General features: G+C 35.3%; 19 protein-coding genes and 1 tRNA gene. 8 read left to right on the top strand and 12 right to left on the bottom strand.

Annotation, left to right across the window (positions count from 1 at the left end):
- Positions 1-24: 24 nt before the first annotated feature.
- Positions 25-960 (bottom strand): RluA family pseudouridine synthase, encoded by a 936-nt coding sequence (locus BM227_RS01625; RefSeq protein ID WP_092910451.1) that lies wholly within the window; start codon positions 958-960, stop codon positions 25-27.
- 238 nt (positions 961-1,198) lie between these two features.
- Here BM227_RS01625 and purB point away from each other — a divergent pair, with 238 nt between their 5' ends.
- The 7 genes from purB (at position 1,199) to BM227_RS01590 (ending at position 8,395) form a co-directional block, all read left to right on the top strand.
- On the top strand, positions 1,199-2,527 hold the full coding sequence (gene purB, locus BM227_RS01620; protein WP_092910449.1) for an adenylosuccinate lyase: 1,329 nt from the start codon (positions 1,199-1,201) through the stop codon (positions 2,525-2,527).
- Between the two features lie 126 nt (positions 2,528-2,653).
- Entirely contained in the window at positions 2,654-5,017 is a 2,364-nt protein-coding gene (locus tag BM227_RS01615; protein ID WP_092910647.1) for a ribonucleoside-diphosphate reductase subunit alpha, read from the top strand.
- Positions 5,018-5,155: 138 nt separating this feature from the next.
- Positions 5,156-6,178, top strand: coding sequence for a ribonucleotide-diphosphate reductase subunit beta (locus tag BM227_RS01610; RefSeq protein WP_092910447.1), 1,023 nt, complete (start codon positions 5,156-5,158; stop codon positions 6,176-6,178).
- Positions 6,168-6,908, top strand: a complete 741-nt coding sequence (locus BM227_RS01605) for a carbon-nitrogen hydrolase family protein (protein ID WP_092910444.1) — start codon at positions 6,168-6,170, stop codon at positions 6,906-6,908. The genes BM227_RS01610 and BM227_RS01605 overlap by 11 nt, the downstream gene beginning before the upstream one ends.
- The gene (locus BM227_RS01600) at positions 6,901-7,536 is read left to right on the top strand and encodes a protein-L-isoaspartate(D-aspartate) O-methyltransferase (protein WP_092910441.1); all 636 of its coding nucleotides are present in this window, start codon (positions 6,901-6,903) and stop codon (positions 7,534-7,536) included. The genes BM227_RS01605 and BM227_RS01600 overlap by 8 nt, the downstream gene beginning before the upstream one ends.
- A 61-nt stretch (positions 7,537-7,597) precedes the next feature.
- Positions 7,598-8,287: a DUF3972 domain-containing protein gene (locus tag BM227_RS01595; RefSeq protein ID WP_092910438.1), complete on the top strand. Its 690-nt coding sequence runs from the start codon at positions 7,598-7,600 to the stop codon at positions 8,285-8,287.
- 30 nt (positions 8,288-8,317) lie between these two features.
- Positions 8,318-8,395 (top strand) — tRNA-Pro (locus tag BM227_RS01590).
- A gap of 711 nt (positions 8,396-9,106) precedes the next feature.
- Here the strand turns inward: BM227_RS01590 and BM227_RS01585 are convergent.
- The 3 genes from BM227_RS01585 to BM227_RS01575 are packed head-to-tail and all read right to left on the bottom strand — an operon-like array spanning position 9,107 to position 9,736.
- Positions 9,107-9,328 carry a hypothetical protein gene (locus BM227_RS01585; protein WP_092910435.1) on the bottom strand — a complete coding sequence of 74 codons (222 nt, stop codon included), beginning with the start codon at positions 9,326-9,328 and terminating at the stop codon, positions 9,107-9,109.
- The gene (locus BM227_RS01580) at positions 9,315-9,521 is read right to left on the bottom strand and encodes a hypothetical protein (RefSeq protein ID WP_092910432.1); all 207 of its coding nucleotides are present in this window, start codon (positions 9,519-9,521) and stop codon (positions 9,315-9,317) included. Before BM227_RS01580 ends, BM227_RS01585 begins: the two co-directional genes overlap by 14 nt.
- A complete protein-coding gene (locus BM227_RS01575; protein ID WP_092910429.1) occupies positions 9,521-9,736 on the bottom strand; it encodes a hypothetical protein in 216 nt (71 codons plus the stop codon). Before BM227_RS01575 ends, BM227_RS01580 begins: the two co-directional genes overlap by 1 nt.
- Positions 9,737-9,895: 159 nt before the next feature.
- Here BM227_RS01575 and BM227_RS01570 point away from each other — a divergent pair, with 159 nt between their 5' ends.
- A complete protein-coding gene (locus BM227_RS01570; RefSeq protein WP_092910426.1) occupies positions 9,896-10,114 on the top strand; it encodes a helix-turn-helix domain-containing protein in 219 nt (72 codons plus the stop codon).
- A 330-nt stretch (positions 10,115-10,444) separates the two neighbouring features.
- Here BM227_RS01570 and BM227_RS01565 read toward each other — a convergent pair whose 3' ends face one another.
- From BM227_RS01565 to BM227_RS01530, 8 genes are all read right to left on the bottom strand, one after another.
- Entirely contained in the window at positions 10,445-10,714 is a 270-nt protein-coding gene (locus BM227_RS01565; RefSeq protein WP_092910423.1) for a hypothetical protein, read from the bottom strand.
- Between the two features lie 406 nt (positions 10,715-11,120).
- Positions 11,121-11,393 carry a VRR-NUC domain-containing protein gene (locus tag BM227_RS01560; RefSeq protein ID WP_092910420.1) on the bottom strand — a complete coding sequence of 91 codons (273 nt, stop codon included), beginning with the start codon at positions 11,391-11,393 and terminating at the stop codon, positions 11,121-11,123.
- Positions 11,394-11,439: 46 nt separating this feature from the next.
- On the bottom strand, positions 11,440-12,666 hold the full coding sequence (locus tag BM227_RS01555; RefSeq protein WP_092910417.1) for a DEAD/DEAH box helicase family protein: 1,227 nt from the start codon (positions 12,664-12,666) through the stop codon (positions 11,440-11,442).
- Positions 12,667-12,854: 188 nt separating this feature from the next.
- On the bottom strand, positions 12,855-14,078 hold the full coding sequence (locus tag BM227_RS01550) for an AAA family ATPase (RefSeq protein ID WP_092910414.1): 1,224 nt from the start codon (positions 14,076-14,078) through the stop codon (positions 12,855-12,857).
- Positions 14,078-15,118 carry a hypothetical protein gene (locus BM227_RS01545; RefSeq protein ID WP_092910411.1) on the bottom strand — a complete coding sequence of 347 codons (1,041 nt, stop codon included), beginning with the start codon at positions 15,116-15,118 and terminating at the stop codon, positions 14,078-14,080. Before BM227_RS01545 ends, BM227_RS01550 begins: the two co-directional genes overlap by 1 nt.
- A gap of 9 nt (positions 15,119-15,127) precedes the next feature.
- Positions 15,128-15,367, bottom strand: coding sequence for a helix-turn-helix transcriptional regulator (locus tag BM227_RS01540; RefSeq protein WP_092910408.1), 240 nt, complete (start codon positions 15,365-15,367; stop codon positions 15,128-15,130).
- 147 nt (positions 15,368-15,514) lie between these two features.
- Positions 15,515-16,030, bottom strand: coding sequence for a hypothetical protein (locus BM227_RS01535; protein ID WP_092910405.1), 516 nt, complete (start codon positions 16,028-16,030; stop codon positions 15,515-15,517).
- A gap of 73 nt (positions 16,031-16,103) precedes the next feature.
- A complete protein-coding gene (locus BM227_RS01530; protein ID WP_092910402.1) occupies positions 16,104-16,724 on the bottom strand; it encodes a hypothetical protein in 621 nt (206 codons plus the stop codon).
- Between the last annotated feature and the right edge of the window lie 70 nt (positions 16,725-16,794).

Raw genomic sequence — 16,794 nt, 5'->3', positions numbered from 1 at the left:
TAATCGCCGGCGTAGGCGGTTTTATTATGGCAAACAAAAGCTAAATCGGTTTTTTGGTTTTACAATCAAGCTCTTTAAACTTTCAAAGTCGAATTTTGAATTAAAATTATATGACACTCCTTGGTAGTCAAACGTCAATGTTTGAGCATGAAGCAGTAAACGTTTGGCTCCCATGTAGTACAATCTCTCTTCTTCTGTAATCTCTTTGTCCAGATACTTAATAGCAATCTCTGTAGGAACTCCATAGATTGGATCTCCAATTATCGGATGTTTCACGTGAAACAGGTGTACTCTGATTTGATGTTGTCTTCCTGTATGTGGAAAAGCCTGTATTAAAGTTGCATCATGAATTTCATCATACTCAATAGGTTCAAAATATGTCAATGCATCTTTACCATCTGGATCAACAAGAACTTTTAGCTTAATAGTAGAAAAATCATCATTCCGTTTTAGTGGTACATTTACTTTGAAAGGCTTATCTATTTTTCCTCTTACCCATGCCAAATAGCTCTTTTTTACATTTCGACTTTCAAACATAAGTTTTAGTCTTCGCTCAGACTCTTTGTTTCTACTTACTAAAAGTAAACCACTTGTCTCTTTATCAATACGATGTATTGCATTGGCATCTTTGCCATAAACATGACGAATATCATCTAAAAGAGAGTAGTTTGTAAATCTGGTTCTTGGATGTACAAGTACTCCACTTGGTTTATCAAACAGACCAAAGTCAGGAGTTGTAAATATAGGTTCAACTCCTTTACTTTGAGGAACAAACATCTTTACTTCTACGTGACCTTGGATTTTATGTCCACTTCGTTCCCAAACTTTACCATTTACAAAAAGTCTGCCTGTAGTGATTATTCTTTGTGACTGACCTTGTGACACACCTAACTGCTTCATTAAAAAAAGGAAAGCAGGAATCGGCTCTTCTACATAATAATATCTTTTTATAAATCCCATAGTTTTAATACCATAATTTTTTTACCTCTTTTTAACGCACTATTTTATAAAATATATCTCTTAAAAAAATAGTGATCTTACGCATATGTCGTTACATTCTTCGATATCAACATTACGGTATTTCTAAAAACTAGACTGTTTTTAGACAACTTTGCCTATATTTGAAAATAAAATCGAATCTGAACATGCGATATATACGTAAGTTCAAAAGTAATTTTACCCTAATAAAAGGATTAACATGGTCGAACGATATGCCAGAGAAGAGATGAAGTCGAAATGGACAATGGAAGCTAAATATCAAGCATGGCTTGATGTAGAGATTGCAGCAGTAAAAGCTTGGAACCGCCTTGGCTTGATTCCTGATGAAGATGCAAAGAAGATAGAAGAAAATGCATCATTTAATATTGAAAGAATTGATGAAATTGAAAAAGAGACAAGACATGATGTCATTGCATTTTTAACTTCTGTTGCTGAAAGTTTGGGTGAAGAGAGTAGATGGGTTCATTATGGAATGACAAGCTCAGACACAATAGATACAGCAGTAGCTCTTCAAATGAGAGACAGTCTAAAAATCATCATTGAAGATGTAAAAACTGTCATGGAGACAATCAAACGAAGAGCAATGGAACACAAACTTACTCTAATGGTAGGGCGAAGTCATGGTATTCATGGTGAGCCTATTACATTTGGTTTAGTGCTTGCTATCTGGTATGATGAGATGAAGCGTCATCTAAAAAACCTTGAAGAGACATATGAAGTAATCAATGTAGGAAAAATAAGTGGTGCTATGGGTAACTTTGCTCATGCTCCAATAGAACTTGAAGAGTATGTTTGTGAAGAGCTTGGACTTAAACCGGCACCTGTCTCTAACCAAATCATACAGCGTGATCGTTATGCTAGATTGATGAGTGCACTTGCATTAATGGCATCTACAGTTGAAAAGATTGCAGTGGCAATCAGACACTTTCAAAGAACAGAAGTTTATGAATGCGAAGAGTATTTCCACAAAGGACAAAAAGGAAGTTCAGCAATGCCACATAAACGAAACCCTGTTCTTAGTGAAAATATTACAGGTTTGGCAAGAATGGTTCGAAGCTACTGCATACCTGCTATGGAGAATGTGGCTCTTTGGCATGAACGTGACATTAGCCACAGTTCTGTTGAACGTTTCATTTTGCCTGACAGCTTCATTACAGCAGACTTTATGTTGATGCGTTTAAACGGATTGCTTGACAAACTTGTTGTCTATCCGGAAAACATGATGAAAAATCTAAACCTAACTGGTGGTTTGGTTTTCTCACAACGCGTTCTTCTTGAACTACCAAAACGTGGTGTAACTAGAGAAGATGCTTACAAAATTGTTCAGCGTAATGCAATGAAAGTTTGGGAAGATCTTCAAAAAGGAAAACCTGCTTTAAATGAGAAAGGTGAGAGTCTTTACTTGCAATATCTTCTTTCTGATGAAGAGCTTAGAAACAAACTAAGTGAAGAAGAGATTCGTGAATGTTTTGATTATGGATACTATACTAAAAATGTTGACAGAATTTTTGAAAGAGTTTTTGCATAATTTTAGAATCAAAAACAAAACACTAGGCCAATACTAAATCTGATTTAGTATTGGCACTGCCAAAAATAATTTTCTTCTTTGGCACTAATATTTGATAAATAGGGAGAGAGTATGTCATTGGGAGTGTTGACAGTAATTAAGCGAAATGGAAGAGCCGAACCGCTTGACATTACAAAAATTCAAAAATATACATCGGCAGCTGTCAAAGGATTAGACGGTGTAAGCCAAAGTGAACTTGAAGTTGATGCTAAAATTCAATTTAGAGATCGCATAACAACTGAAGAGATACAAGAGACACTGATCAAGACTGCCGTTGACAAAATCGACATAGACAGACCAAACTGGACTTACGTAGCAGCTCGTCTTTTTCTTTATGATCTATATCATAAAGTTAACGGATTCACCGGTTATACACATTTAAGAGAATACTTTGAAAAAGGTGAAGCAGAAGGGCGTATTGTACAAGGTCTTAAAGAGAAGTATGATCTTGATGATTTGAATGACTATATTAAACCTGAGCGAGATTTACAATTTACATATCTTGGAATTCGCACTCTTTATGACAGATATCTTCTAAAAGACAGAAACAATAATCCTATTGAATTACCGCAACACCTCTTTATGGGTGTGGCAATGTTTCTTGCACAAAATGAACTAAACTGTCAAGAGTGGGCAAAAAAGTTCTATGATGTAATTAGCAAATTTGAAGTCATGGTTGCAACACCAACTCTCTCAAATGCCAGAACACCAAGACATCAACTCTCCTCATGTTACATAGGAAGCACTCCTGACAAAATTGAAGGAATTTTTGATGCCTACAAAGAGATGGCACTGTTAAGCAAATATGGTGGAGGTATTGGCTGGGACTGGAGCAAAGTCCGTGGAATGGGAAGCTACATTGACGGTCATAAAAATGCTGCTGGAGGTATTGTACCTTTCTTGAAAATTACAAATGACATTGCCATTGCTGTTGATCAGCTTGGAACACGAAAAGGTGCAATTGCTGTCTACATAGAACCATGGCATATTGACATTTGGGATTTTATTGATTTAAAGAAAAACTCTGGTGAAGAGCGTCGCCGTGCTCATGACCTTTTCCCTGCAATTTGGATCAATGACTTGTTTATGAAAAGAGTTTTAGAAGATGGTGTATGGACACTGTTTGACCCATTTGAAACAAGTGACTTGACAAACCTTTACGGTGAAGAGTTTGAAAAAAGATATATCGAATATGAAAATGATCCAAATATATTAAAAGAGCATGTCAAGGCAAAAGAGCTTTGGAAAAAGATATTAATGAGCTATTTTGAGACAGGAAACCCTTTCCTATGCTTTAAAGATACTGCAAACAGAGTCAATCCTAATGATCATTGTGGAATCATCAGAAGCTCTAATCTGTGTACGGAAATTTTCCAAAATACAGATCCAAACTACTACAAAGTACAAGTAAAATTTACTGATGGCAGTGTTGCTTACTTTGATGAAGAGGATGATGTAACTGTTGATAGCGGTATAACAAAAAAAGCTAAAAAGATTACAGCTCTTGACTCTATAGACGGAAAAGATATTTACATTGTAGAGAAAGTTGGAGAAGCTGGTAAAACTGCTGTATGTAACCTTGCAAGTGTGAACCTTTCTAAAATTAACACCAAAGAGGATATAGAGCGGGTTATTCCTATTGCTATTAGAATGCTTGACAATGTTATAGACTTAAACTTCTACCCTCTAGAAAAGGTTAAGAAAACCAATGAGCGTTCAAGAGCAATTGGTTTGGGTGTAATGGGTGAAGCTCAAATGATAGCAGAGAAACAGGTTAAATGGGGCAGCAGTGAACATCTTAACCTAATAGATGAAGTAATGGAGATGATCAGCTACAATGCTATAAAAGCATCATCTAACCTGGCTATAGAAAAAGGGAAATATCCTGATTATGAAGGCTCTAAGTGGAGCAGGGGAATTCTTCCTATTGACAATGCTAATGAACAAGCCAAAAAATTGACTGACCGTGGCGGTCTCTTTGGTTATATATATGACTGGGATGCATTACGCAAAAAAGTCAAAGAAGATGGTATGAGAAATGGTTACTTAATGGCTATTGCTCCAACAAGTTCCATCTCAATATTAGTCGGTACTACCCAAACAATAGAGCCAGTTTACAAAAGAAAATGGTTTGAAGAGAACCTAAGTGGGCTTATTCCTGTTGTTGTACCAAATTTAAGTCCTGATACATGGGAATACTATACACCAGCGTACGAACTAGACCAAAAAATTCTTGTACGAGCTGCTGCTGTACGCCAAAAATGGATAGATCAGGGACAGAGTTTAAATATCTTTATGTCACTTGACAAAGCTAGTGGACGATATTTACACGAAATATATACAGAAGCTTGGAAACTTGGTATTAAATCTACTTATTATCTAAGAAGTCAGTCTCCTGAGATGGTAGAAGATGTCGCAGACCGCAGTATGGAGTGTTTAGGTTGTCAATAAGAGTTAACAAGAAGGGTAAATAGATACCCTTCTTTTATTTAAAAAAACCACATTATTGCTTCACCTTTCATTAAACAATTATAGGTTAAAATCAACCCTAATTAAAAAACTTTTTTATCAAAGAGGTAATACAAAACAATGAAAAAGAAACTCTACAGCACAGAATGTGACACTACACGTTCAACTACCTCTATCATCAATGGCTGTACAGCTGGTATTATCAACCTTAATCGTTGTGCTTATCCGTGGGCTTATAATCTGTGGGAAGTTATGATGGCAAATACCTGGTTCCCAAAAGAAGTTGACTTGACAGAAGATGCAAGAGATTACAAGCATTTATTACCAGCAGAGCGACGAATGTATGACAAAGTCTTAGCCCAATTAATCTTTATGGACTCTATACAAACAAACAACACAGTTGATAATGTCAATACATGGATTACTGCACCAGAAGTAAATATGTGTCTTGTACGTCAAGCATTTGAAGAGGCTTTGCATTCACAAAGCTATGCTGTTATGGTTGACAGTATTTCTATTAATACAGATGAAATTTACGATATGTGGAAGAGTGATACTGAACTACTAAGAAAAAACTCTTTCATTGGAGATGTTTACGAAAAGTTTGGTGAAAAAGCACAAGATGATGATGAAGCAAAACTCTATATGCTGGTTGCAAATCAATGTTTAGAAGGCATCTACTTCTACAGTGGTTTCTCTGCTATGTATGCATTGGCTCGCAGTGGTAAAATGCTTGGCTCTGCACAAATGATTCGTTTTATTCAACGAGATGAAGTAACACATTTAACACTTTACAGCAATATTATTAAAGAGATTAAAAAAGAGTATCCTCATCTTTTCAATGAGCGCATTGTCAAAAATATAAGAGAGATGTACAGACAAGCATATGAGCTTGAGCGTAACTGGGGATGGTATGTAACTGAAGATCAGATTTTAGGTCTTAATCAACAAATCATTGATCAGTATGTACAGTACTTGACAGACAAAAGACTCAAAGCAATTGGTTTAGAACCTATGTTTGGAGCGCAAAATCCTATAAAATGGGTTGACAGCTTTTCAACTTTTAATGATCAAAAAACCAACTTCTTTGAAGGCAATGTTACAAACTATTCGAAAGGAAGTATAAGCTTTGATGACTTCTAATACAAAATGGAAAACCTTTGCCATTCAAATGGCAACCAGTGAAAACTTTGATGAAAATATTGCTCATCTTTTAGAGACTATTGCCAATCTTCCCAAACACTCAATAATCGTAACACCTGAAGTATGTCTTACAGGTTTCGCTTACGATAGAATGAATGAAGCGCATGAAGCCAGTCTTTATGCGCGTGAGCAGATAAAAAAGATTAGTGATGACAAAATCATAACATTGACAACAATTTCCAAAGATGGTGAAGACTTTGTCAATCGCACAGATGTAATATATAATGGCGAAATTGTTCATACACAGCATAAAGTCAAACTATTTCCTCTTGGCAATGAACACCATCACTTTAAAGCAGGTAATGAAGAAGAGATTAAAATTTTCGAGATTGATGGCATTAAAATTGGGATCATTGTCTGTTTTGAACTTAGATTTACAGAACTTTGGCTTAAATTGCGTGGTGCCGATATCATTCTTAATCCATCTCTTTGGGGTAAACCACGTAAACAGCACTATGAAATTTTGACAAGAGCACTTGCTATAACAAACCAATGCTATGTAATTGCTGCTGACAGTGCAAATCAGGATATGGCTAGAAGTAGCGCTATTATTGATCCTAATGGCAAAGCAATTAGCGATGATTATACGGAAATTATAGAAGGCACATTCGATCCAAGAGAGATTAAACGTATACGACGATATATAGATATGGATATTTTTCATGGATAAAGCAAAACAGATCAAGCTTCAGCGTTTTGCTGATGAAATTGCTACTGAAGTTGATCTAACACTTGGCATATATAAAGCTTTTTCATCTATAGAACGTGAAATATTTGTCCCACAAGGTTTCAGACATTGGGCTTACAAACTTGATGCACTTCCTATTAAAGCCAATCAATGGATAAGCTCTCCAATTACTGTAGCTAAAATGACAGTCTACTTGGAACCTGAAGGAGCTGACAACGTATTGGAAATTGGTTGTGGTAGTGGTTATCAGGCTGCAATACTCAGTAAACTGTTTAGACGTGTATTTACAATAGAACGTATAGAAGCCCTTTTAAAAGAGGCTAAAGAGCGTTTCAAAGCTTTAGAGATTGACAATATTCATACACGCTTAGATGATGGTCAACGTGGATGGAGACAGTATGCTCCATTTGACAGAATACTTTTTTCTGCTTCAACAAAGAAAATTCCTGATACAATTTTTAGTCAACTTGCAGATGGAGGAATTCTTGTTGCACCAATTGAAAAAGGGAATGAGCAGATAATTACCCAATTTATAAAAAAAGGTACAGATATTACAGAGATTCCTAAAGAGAGCTGCCTTTTTGTACCTGTAAAAAATGGTATTGAATAGACATAATTAGTTGACACTTTTTGGTATAATGGAGATAAATAGTCAATAACAGGGTTAATATATGCAACAACTTATCAAACCTTCTGAATATGCTCAAATGCATGGACTTTCACGTCAAAGTGTCTATGCTAAGATTAAAAGAGGTACTCTGCCTGCTAGAAAGATTGATGGGCGTTATTATGTAATTGTTGCTACAAATATAGAATCAGAGATTGATGAGCCTAAAGAAAAAACAGTTAATGAAGAAGAGAAGATTGAGCATGTTTCATTGATTGATGAGTATAGAGAAATTATCAAAGCTAAAGATGAAACGATAGCTGTACTCAAAAGTTCAATAGAAGATCTTAAAGAGGCAAATAAACAGATAACAAAGACTCTTCAAGAAGAGATTGCTTTACTAAAACAAGCATTTCATGAAATGCGTGCTATCTATTTGACAAATTATCAAATTACTCATCAGACAGAAACAGAAACTACTATTGACATAGAAACTGAAGAAGAATCAACAGAAAAATCAATCAAAAAAGACAATTCAGAAATTAAAACAGAGACAAAAAATGATCATGATACTGAAGAGTGCTGGATTCCTCTAGGAGACTTGATTCAAAGACAACAGTACAACTACAATAAAGCAAAACAGGTAGTAAAACGTTTCAAAAAAGCATATAAAAGAGGGGATAAACGAATTAAAAAACAAAATGGTATATACTTCATATCTTGTTACGATTTTTATGAAGATATACTAGAATAATTTTTGATATAATTGCTCCTCTTAAACTTTCGGGGTGTGGCGCAGCCTGGTTAGCGTGCTACCTTGGGGTGGTAGAGGTCGCGGGTTCAAATCCCGCCACTCCGACCATTAATAAACTCTCTAAAAACCCCTAAATACTGGACTTTGCATAGCCTTTTAAGAAAACAGATAAAATAGCTTTGCTACCCTATTGCTACCCATTTTTAAAAAGCTACCTTTTTGCTACCCTGTAAAGATAGATAATATCCTGATGAGGTTAAGCGGGTATCTCTCATACTGTTACAATGTAGCATTATCATTTAACGGGCGTAATTTTGAGCCGGTTAACTCTCCATAATTTTGTGGTAACGTCAGCATAATTTTATGCTCACGTTCTATCTGCTTTTAGTGGACGCTCTAAGTTTTGCTTAGGTCGTTTATCTACTTACTAAGGGTATTGTGCTTTCTACTATGGGTATTAATGCCTTTCTTTTAGCTGTAAAAGCGTTTTAAATGGTCTGGGTATAGTTTGGTATGGCTGGAGTAATAAAAGCTAAAATTTAAGCTTTTAAATTCTACTAACAATATTTAACGATTGAGTGGTATAAGTTGCAAAAAGTTTCAAAGATAAAGTTGCAAAGTTTCCAAAAGTTACCACTTAAAAGTTCCCACTTTTAGAAAGTTAACAAAAGTTTACAAGCTATTGGATGTCAACTTTTAAAACTAAACATATAAAAGTCACCATAAGTCACCATCTCTGAAAGCGTAAAATTACGCTCTCTTTTACTGGGCTGAAAATTATGCTTAGTAGGCGGGTACATATGCCCCGCTATTGATCTATTATTTTTTTGATTCACGCATTAATTCGTGATACTCATCAAAGAGTGCCTGGAATATTTCCTGCTTAGTGTGAAGTAAGTCTGTTATCTGGCTAAAAGCGTTCTCATCACTTTGACTTGTTCCAACTGTATTGATTCTATGTCCTACGCTCTCAACTAATACCGCTATACCTGCTAGATCGTGGATTGCTAACTCATAATCTATTGGATCATACTTTTTCATCTATTACCCCTTTGATTTGAATTTGAACTTTGATATCTTTAAAAAATGCCATTGGATTACACTCCGTAAAACTCCCATCATAGATAGCCTCTGCAAATTTAAAGAAGTTATCTGAAGTCATAGAGATAATCACCTCTTTAGCCTTTTCCTCTCTGGCTCTTATTGCCGTGATAAATAACTCTGCTACATCCATTAGTTAGCCTTTATAGTCTGTTTTATAAGTTCATGTACCTTTTCAGCATTCTCAACTATCTTTAGTAGGTCTTGATGTAAGAGTATTAAAGAGTCCTCTAACATCTCCTCTACATCCAGTGATAAAAAGTAAAGAGTGTTTGCCACTCCCTTGATACGGTTAATGTCATTTTCAAAATCAGTTAAACGGATCTCTTTTACTGGGTTAGTTTTCATCTTCTGCCCCTTTGGAATGGTTTTTGCTTATTACTCATATGTGTAATAAATTGGCTATTATTATAATCATATTTGTAATTTAATGTCAATAAAAAAATTACTCATATGTATAAAAAATGCTACAATTTTATTGATAAAATAGTAAGTAAAGGTTTGTCTATGGATAAAGAGACTTATAAAGCACTACTTAAAAAAGCTAATCTTACCAATAAAAAATTGGCTGAACTGCTTGGAACTCATCATCAAACGGTTAATAATTGGACTGCAAGAGGGTATCCTTACTGGCTCGAATCTTGGCTTAACAACTACATCAAAGCTAAAACGCTTGATAGTGTTAAAGATGTTATCTGTACCGATAAAAAGGCGGGTGATGAGTAGGGTTGAAAATGAATGAATTGATCTTTGATAAATTGGCTGATAAGTTCTAAGCTCTCCACTGCGTAACCTCATCATTCTTTTGGTTACGCTGTCTTAAAAAGCAAATCCATTTAAGAATTAAAATCTTATGAAAAATTTAACTATTTGAAAATCCTGATTTTCAATACTTTTTTACTACTATTTTATATCACTTTATACCACTTGATACGACTTTAAGGAATAGTAACCTTAAATGAGTGATTATCTTAACTCTATCTTAGATATATGCTGATTTTATTTAAGGTTTGGTGTTTAATCGTCTATTGTGGTATCTAAACTTAAATTAATAAACTAATCTAAGATTTTATCTTTCTTTCTACTCTTTACAATTTTATCAATGGTTTTATAGCTTTTATTGAATCTCTTTGATAGTATCTTCACTGCTTCACTATGCTTCATTATCTTAGCTTCCATCAACTCTTTGTACTGGTCTTTAATCTCTTTATACTCTAAAGGCTTTGATGGAAAATAGACTAAATTACCATTGCAAAACTCCCATATCTGCTTTACTGTTTCGGGTGGTAGGATAGTAAGTAAATGTTCGGGGGTTAGTAGTGTCATAGCTACCCTTTAAAAAGAGATAGCTAATGATAGAGTGCATAATTATCAAAGCTTTAAAAATCTGGGTCCTTGTAAAAGGTTCGGTTTTGGGGGTAGTGGGATACCCAATATCTTTTTAGCTACAAGGTTTAAAAGGTTGGTCAACTTAGTCAACTTTATAACTTAAGTTTTGAGTAAATACCGATTTTATGGTACTTAAAAGAGATTAACCAAGAGTTGACTAACTGGTTAATTTTGGTCAACTTTCAACTATCACTGCAATCTCCACCTTTTATAATTTACCCTTTTGTCCCAAAATCAACAAACATTAAAGGTGTCTTCATTATTTTGAGAATATGAGACAAAGAAAAAAAATGTTTTTGTGTACGTTTTCTGCGGTCACGAGCACCCGCATAAGCTTTTAGCCTTAGAAGGACCCGCTTAAACACTTAACTACATCATCCTTACTATACGCTATAAATGCTATACCGCCTGACGCTCTTATCTGCTCTATTTTGGCTAATTGTAGGGGCGTGGGCTTGTTACCCTTGCGTTTAACTTCAATAGCGATAAATTTACCATCTAAACAAGCAATTATATCGGGCGTTCCTGCTCTGTTGGTCCTAATGGTCTTGATGGTATACGCTCCTATAGATTCAAGATATTTGATGATCTCTTTTTGTATCTGCTGTTCTGTCATTGTTTAACCTTTGTAAGTGAACGCTAAAATAACGATAATTAGGGCTTTATCTTGCATAAGTGAACGGTTTATAAGGTGTGTTCACTTTTGACATAAACATTCTGGCTTTAAAGTCCTGGTGTTTAAGTGCTACGATTTTATAAACTGCTTCGCTTACCTGGTCCTTACTCATTAAAACGTGTACTTTAATAGGGGTCTTTCGCTTGACACTGGCTTGACGTGCATTGCGTTGCTGGTATCGTGCTGTTGAGTAATCAAGGCTTGATATTATGAGATGTTCAACGTGGCTTAATTCTACCCCCTCTGCGTGGCTATGACTGCTTAGAATCAATGCGTTTTTAAATTCTCTCTCCATTATCTGACGCTCTCCAACCCAACGGGTCATAATCGCTACATCTTTAGTATCTCCAAAATTAGACTTAATAAAGTTGATATGCTCACGGTTTCCCATATCGTGATAAATGCCATCTACAAGTAAAGCCCCGCATTCTAACTGGTACATTCCATTTATCAACTTTACGGGCGTATCTGCTATGAATGTACGCCCTAATACTCGATCTCTTTTCAGCTTCTCAATTAGTGCTATTGTGCGGGGGTCTAAGTCTATATATACGGGTACTATGGATGGCTGAAATTTAATGCCCGTCTCTTCTCTTTTTATTTGGATGAGGTGGGGTCTGATGTACTGCATGATCTGATCTGTTTTAGCATTGCTATAATCTTTGACTGTACCGTGTCCGTAACTCTTTAACTCGATATTTACAAACTTATTAGCCCACTCATAGAAGTTTTTAAACTGGCTAAATGGATGATGACTACTTAGCCACATAGGATGGAACCATTGACTAGCACTCTCTGGTGCTGGTGTGGCTGATATGTAAATCTTTGGCACGTCTAACCAATTATCTCTTATTAGCTTTGCTTTAGCGGGCGTTTTTGGAAATGAAGATATAGAGTAGTGAAATTCATCGATAATGATTAACTCTGGCTTGATAGCTACTTTATGCAAACTTTCGTAATTGATAACTTCTATTTCAATTCGTTTAATAGATTGAAAGTTATCGTTATAGAGTTTAAGATCATCTTTCCAACCATCAATCGCTTTTTTCTTAGTGATGACTAATACCCTGCTAAAAGGTAGGTTTGCTATAGCGTCTATAGTCATAAGAGTTTTACCGCTTCTCTCTGGAGCTTGTACGATTGCCATCATCTTATCTTTGATGAGGTGTTGGATCTCTTTGCTTCCACGCTGTTGATGTTGCATAAGTTGCATTGTATTTTTCCCCTTTAAAAAGATAGTCTTTAAATTGCCAACATCACCAACGGGACACGGGGACACCCCTTATAGGGGTGTGTCCCGTCCCGTCCCGCTTGATGTGTTTTGTTCAGCGGGACAAAATTTCTAAATGTCCCGCTTTGTCCCGTATGTCCCGTATGCTTTTAAATCCCTAAATTGTGGACTTACTCGCCTTTTATAGGTTTTTGTCCTTGCTTGTCCCTTTGATATTTACGCTTACAGTCTGACGGAACATAACACCACTCATCATAAATAACCACTTTGTCCCGCTCTTTTAACTCTTTTCGTACTCTTTGAAATGCTTTTTTCTTAGCTTCCATTTTTGATTTTTCATCATCTGAATCAACATCTATCACTTTATAGGCTTCATCTCTCCACTGCTCCAACTTAACACCTCTACCCTCTATAAAACCCTCACGCTCTTTTATCTCGGCTGGTAGTTCCCGCCCATCGTTTTTGATTGCAAGTCTCAAAGCTGATAAAACATCTTTTTGACGCTTTGTAAGTGGCTTATCCTTGGTGGTGCTTCCTGTTTTATCTGTTTTGACTGGTACTAATGATCTGATCTGCTCGTTTGTATCTGGGTTGATTAGTTCAGTCTCTATAGATTCCATCTCAAACATCATAGGCTTTGGCTCTTCAGCGTCTTTCATCTTGGTACACTTCATCTCTATAATATTGCTGTCATCATCTCTTTTGATGAGGTAACAAGCGTCCAATGAGGCGTAACGTGCAGATGTTCCCCTGCTTCTCTCTTTTGTACCGTGTCCTGTATGGTGTACCCACATTATTACCTTTGCATAAGGTGCTAAATATTTATCAATATTCTTTAGTACCTTTGCAAAATCTTTTGCACTGTCTTCGTCTGACTCCCCGCTATTTCTATGCAGTGTATCAATGATTACAAGCTGAATATTTCCTATTTGCTTTAAGTACTCGCTAATTTCTTGCAACTCTTTTTCATCACTCAAATTTATAGGTTTTTCTGATCTATAAAAACCATCTGGAGGTTTTCCATAATGTCTTTGGAGTGCATTTACCCGTGATATAAGCCCGTGATGTCCTTCCCCTGCAAAATAAACCACATTACCCTGTTTTACTTCGTGTCCGTGCCAACTTATGCCCGTTGATATGCAGTATCCAATATCAAGCACAATAAAACTTTTAAAGCTTCCACTCGCCCCAAAAAACTCTATAAGTCCTTGATTTGGTATGATTCCTTTTACTAACCATTTAGGGGGTTGATAGTCTTTTATCAATGCCGTAAATGGCTGTAAAAATGGCTTTGGCTGTGTCTCTTTTTGTGGTACAATTGCATTAATTGGTTTATCTGTGTTTTGGCTTTGGTTTAGCCTTGTATTTATGGCTTTCTCTATAAGGTCGCTCATTATGCTACCTCCGCTAAAACTGGTATTACATCTGCACTAACATCATAAAAAGGGTAGCCCGTTATAAAATCATTCAGCATTAACTCGGCTACCTTTAGGCTCTCGCACCACATTACAAAATCGTAAAAGTCATAACCCTTTGGTAACTCTTGATCAAAGAGTAGTTTTTGAAAGTCGATCACTATTACTGCACTATTGCTAAAATATGCACTTATCGGCTCTATAGTTTCAAAGCAGGATGTATCATTATCAAGTAACAATATGAGCGTTCTATCTGCTACCGCTTCTTTAATTTCTGCTCCCTGTGGGCTGTTTGCTATTCCTTTAGCCACTGAATCACTTTGAAAGCCGATATAAGGCTCTTTCCAACTCTCCATTATTAGTATCTCTTTCATTCCAAAAACTACAAAAACATAAGGCTTTAGAGTTACCCTGTAAGGGATATAGGACTTTTTGCCGTATGTCTTCCATTTAGTACCGTCTTTGGTTCTTTGGATAGTTACCGCTTTAACCTCATCACCTTTAAGTAAAGAGATGGTAAAGCTTTCGTTGCGTTTGTCATAGCCGATCATCTTTTTTAAACTGGTGTGTTCTGTCTCGGCTAATATTGACTTCGGAATTAAGTCATTATAGAATTGATCCAAAATCTTTACTCCTAAACTCTCTTTTTGGCTTTTAAGGCGTTCATACATCTTGGTAATGTCATACTTTGGCTTTGGCTCTTCCTTTGGTTTAGGGGTAAATCTGGGGGCTTTTTTAACCTCAACATCTACACTTGATAAACCTAAATAGTTAGCTACATAATTAACCGCTTCTTTAAATGTCATAGAGTGATACTCCTGGAGTAATGCAAAAATATCACCGCTCCAATCACTGCCAAAATCTTTGATAAGTCCATCACGCCTGATACTGGCTGACGGGGTGCGTTCATCTCTTAGCCTGAATTGTCCTACACGGTTAAACTCATAGCCTAATGATTCTAAAATATCCCGTACTACCTGTTTATCAAGGTAAGCTTTTAGCTCTTTGATGTCCTGCATTAAGCTACCTTATGCTGTCTTGATAGTCTGTGCTAAAAAGTTTGCTACATCTACAAGATTAAATACCACTCTCGCATTATGTGCTGTACCTAGCTTTTTATATGGTGGGATTCCAAAACCTCTGTGAATGTAGTTATCGATAGTAGAAAGAGATACGCCTAATTCTTTAGCTAAATCTTTTTTACCTATAACCGCTCTGTTGTAACGGCTTCTTAAATCTTCATAGATTAACTTTGCTGTGGTTTCCATAATCTCACCTCCGTTTTGTGTTTGTTTGGTGAAATTATGGAATGTTTAGGGGTCTCTGGGTACGGAAATAAAAGTAAAAGTTTCCGAACGGTGATAAAATCCCATAAAGTAGGGATTTGATGAGGTTATTTTTAAGATTTTATAGAGTTAAGAGGCTATTTTAAAAGAGTATCTAAGAGGATTAATTATTGGCTCTGGTGGTTCTTTCATTGGTTCATTTGGTAATTTTGCATTTTTAGGAACTGGATAAAATAGATGTTCTATTAGCTTTTTAATATGCTTGTATTCAATCTTCAATTCCCTACTAAATAAAGAGGCTAAATAATGCCTTTGTTTTCCTATGGTTTTACAGTTAACTAAATAGATAACCGCTCTTTTATCTGTTTCATCTAATCGATTAAATATCTCTTTAGATTTTTCACTGTTTAAAATCTCATAATATCTACTCCATAAAGCCTCTATAAATGGCTCTTTGATGTATGCAATAGTTTTAAGCTCAAAATAAAGCATATCTGCAATTACTGGATAAAAGATTTTACCCGTTTTTTCATCTTGCATTATGTACCCTACATTAGCGTTATCTATCCATTTTAAAAGCTCTTTGAGTGGTTTATATGCTCCGTCTTTGGTGCTGTTTATCTTTTTGTCTAAGGTATCAAGCAAATCTGTAGCCTTGTCTTTTATAGGGCTGTTATCAAGTGATTCAATAATTGATTTGATTATCTTTATCGTGTGGTTAAAGTCCGTCCTTTTTCTGATCTAACGATAGATTATCGTGAGTTCCTGCGTCTTTGTAGTCTTTTAGATATTCTGATAAGACTCTATACACTGTTTCTATTACATCATCTTTAATGATTTTGATGATTTCATCTAATTCTTTCTCAATTGTAATTACTATCATATCTCCGTCTATATCTCCATCTGATTCATAACATTCAAATATAATCTTATTATCTAATTCTTTTATTTCAAAACCTATAACATAACTACCAACTATTTTTCTCAATATTTCTGGTTCATTCTGTACATAATCGGCTAAATAATCAAAAAAATCATTTTTTACTTTATCACTAATATAATCACAATTCCATTCAATGATTTTATTAATAAAAGTATCTTTTTCAATATTGTAATATTTTCTTATTATTTTGTAGATGTTTATCAATATTTTGTTAACTGTATTATTAACTTCTCCAAAATCTTCAATATAAAAATCTTCAAAAAATATTGTGTTTATATAGTCCTCTGGATATTTAAAGTCTTCTTTTATCTGTCTTTTTAGTTCATCTAAATTTATATATTCTGCTAACTCTTCAAACTGTTCATCTGTCAATTCAAAACCTAAAACCGTCTTCATTATATTACCTCGTATAAAAGACTTTACACGATATTACACAATATTACTTTAACTTTTATAGAATGAATAT

Source organism: Hydrogenimonas thermophila (assembly GCF_900115615.1).
GTDB lineage: Bacteria > Campylobacterota > Campylobacteria > Campylobacterales > Hydrogenimonadaceae > Hydrogenimonas > Hydrogenimonas thermophila.
The sequence above is the reverse complement of the archived record's forward strand: the minus strand, read 5'-3'. Positions and strand labels throughout refer to the sequence as shown.

What these genes read in the sequence shown, in the direction of transcription:
- BM227_RS01625 (WP_092910451.1), bottom strand. Translation starts at nt 960, where the DNA reads ATGGGATTTATAAAAAGATATTATTATGTAGAAGAGCCGATTCCTGCT.
- purB (WP_092910449.1), top strand. Translation starts at nt 1,199, where the DNA reads ATGGTCGAACGATATGCCAGAGAAGAGATGAAGTCGAAATGGACAATG.
- BM227_RS01610 (WP_092910447.1), top strand. Translation starts at nt 5,156, where the DNA reads ATGAAAAAGAAACTCTACAGCACAGAATGTGACACTACACGTTCAACT.
- BM227_RS01605 (WP_092910444.1), top strand. Translation starts at nt 6,168, where the DNA reads ATGACTTCTAATACAAAATGGAAAACCTTTGCCATTCAAATGGCAACC.
- BM227_RS01600 (WP_092910441.1), top strand. Translation starts at nt 6,901, where the DNA reads ATGGATAAAGCAAAACAGATCAAGCTTCAGCGTTTTGCTGATGAAATT.
- BM227_RS01595 (WP_092910438.1), top strand. Translation starts at nt 7,598, where the DNA reads ATGCAACAACTTATCAAACCTTCTGAATATGCTCAAATGCATGGACTT.
- BM227_RS01585 (WP_092910435.1), bottom strand. Translation starts at nt 9,328, where the DNA reads ATGAAAAAGTATGATCCAATAGATTATGAGTTAGCAATCCACGATCTA.
- BM227_RS01580 (WP_092910432.1), bottom strand. Translation starts at nt 9,521, where the DNA reads ATGGATGTAGCAGAGTTATTTATCACGGCAATAAGAGCCAGAGAGGAA.
- BM227_RS01575 (WP_092910429.1), bottom strand. Translation starts at nt 9,736, where the DNA reads ATGAAAACTAACCCAGTAAAAGAGATCCGTTTAACTGATTTTGAAAAT.
- BM227_RS01570 (WP_092910426.1), top strand. Translation starts at nt 9,896, where the DNA reads ATGGATAAAGAGACTTATAAAGCACTACTTAAAAAAGCTAATCTTACC.
- BM227_RS01565 (WP_092910423.1), bottom strand. Translation starts at nt 10,714, where the DNA reads ATGACACTACTAACCCCCGAACATTTACTTACTATCCTACCACCCGAA.
- BM227_RS01560 (WP_092910420.1), bottom strand. Translation starts at nt 11,393, where the DNA reads ATGACAGAACAGCAGATACAAAAAGAGATCATCAAATATCTTGAATCT.
- BM227_RS01555 (WP_092910417.1), bottom strand. Translation starts at nt 12,666, where the DNA reads ATGCAACTTATGCAACATCAACAGCGTGGAAGCAAAGAGATCCAACAC.
- BM227_RS01550 (WP_092910414.1), bottom strand. Translation starts at nt 14,078, where the DNA reads ATGAGCGACCTTATAGAGAAAGCCATAAATACAAGGCTAAACCAAAGC.
- BM227_RS01545 (WP_092910411.1), bottom strand. Translation starts at nt 15,118, where the DNA reads ATGCAGGACATCAAAGAGCTAAAAGCTTACCTTGATAAACAGGTAGTA.
- BM227_RS01540 (WP_092910408.1), bottom strand. Translation starts at nt 15,367, where the DNA reads ATGGAAACCACAGCAAAGTTAATCTATGAAGATTTAAGAAGCCGTTAC.
- BM227_RS01530 (WP_092910402.1), bottom strand. Translation starts at nt 16,724, where the DNA reads ATGAAGACGGTTTTAGGTTTTGAATTGACAGATGAACAGTTTGAAGAG.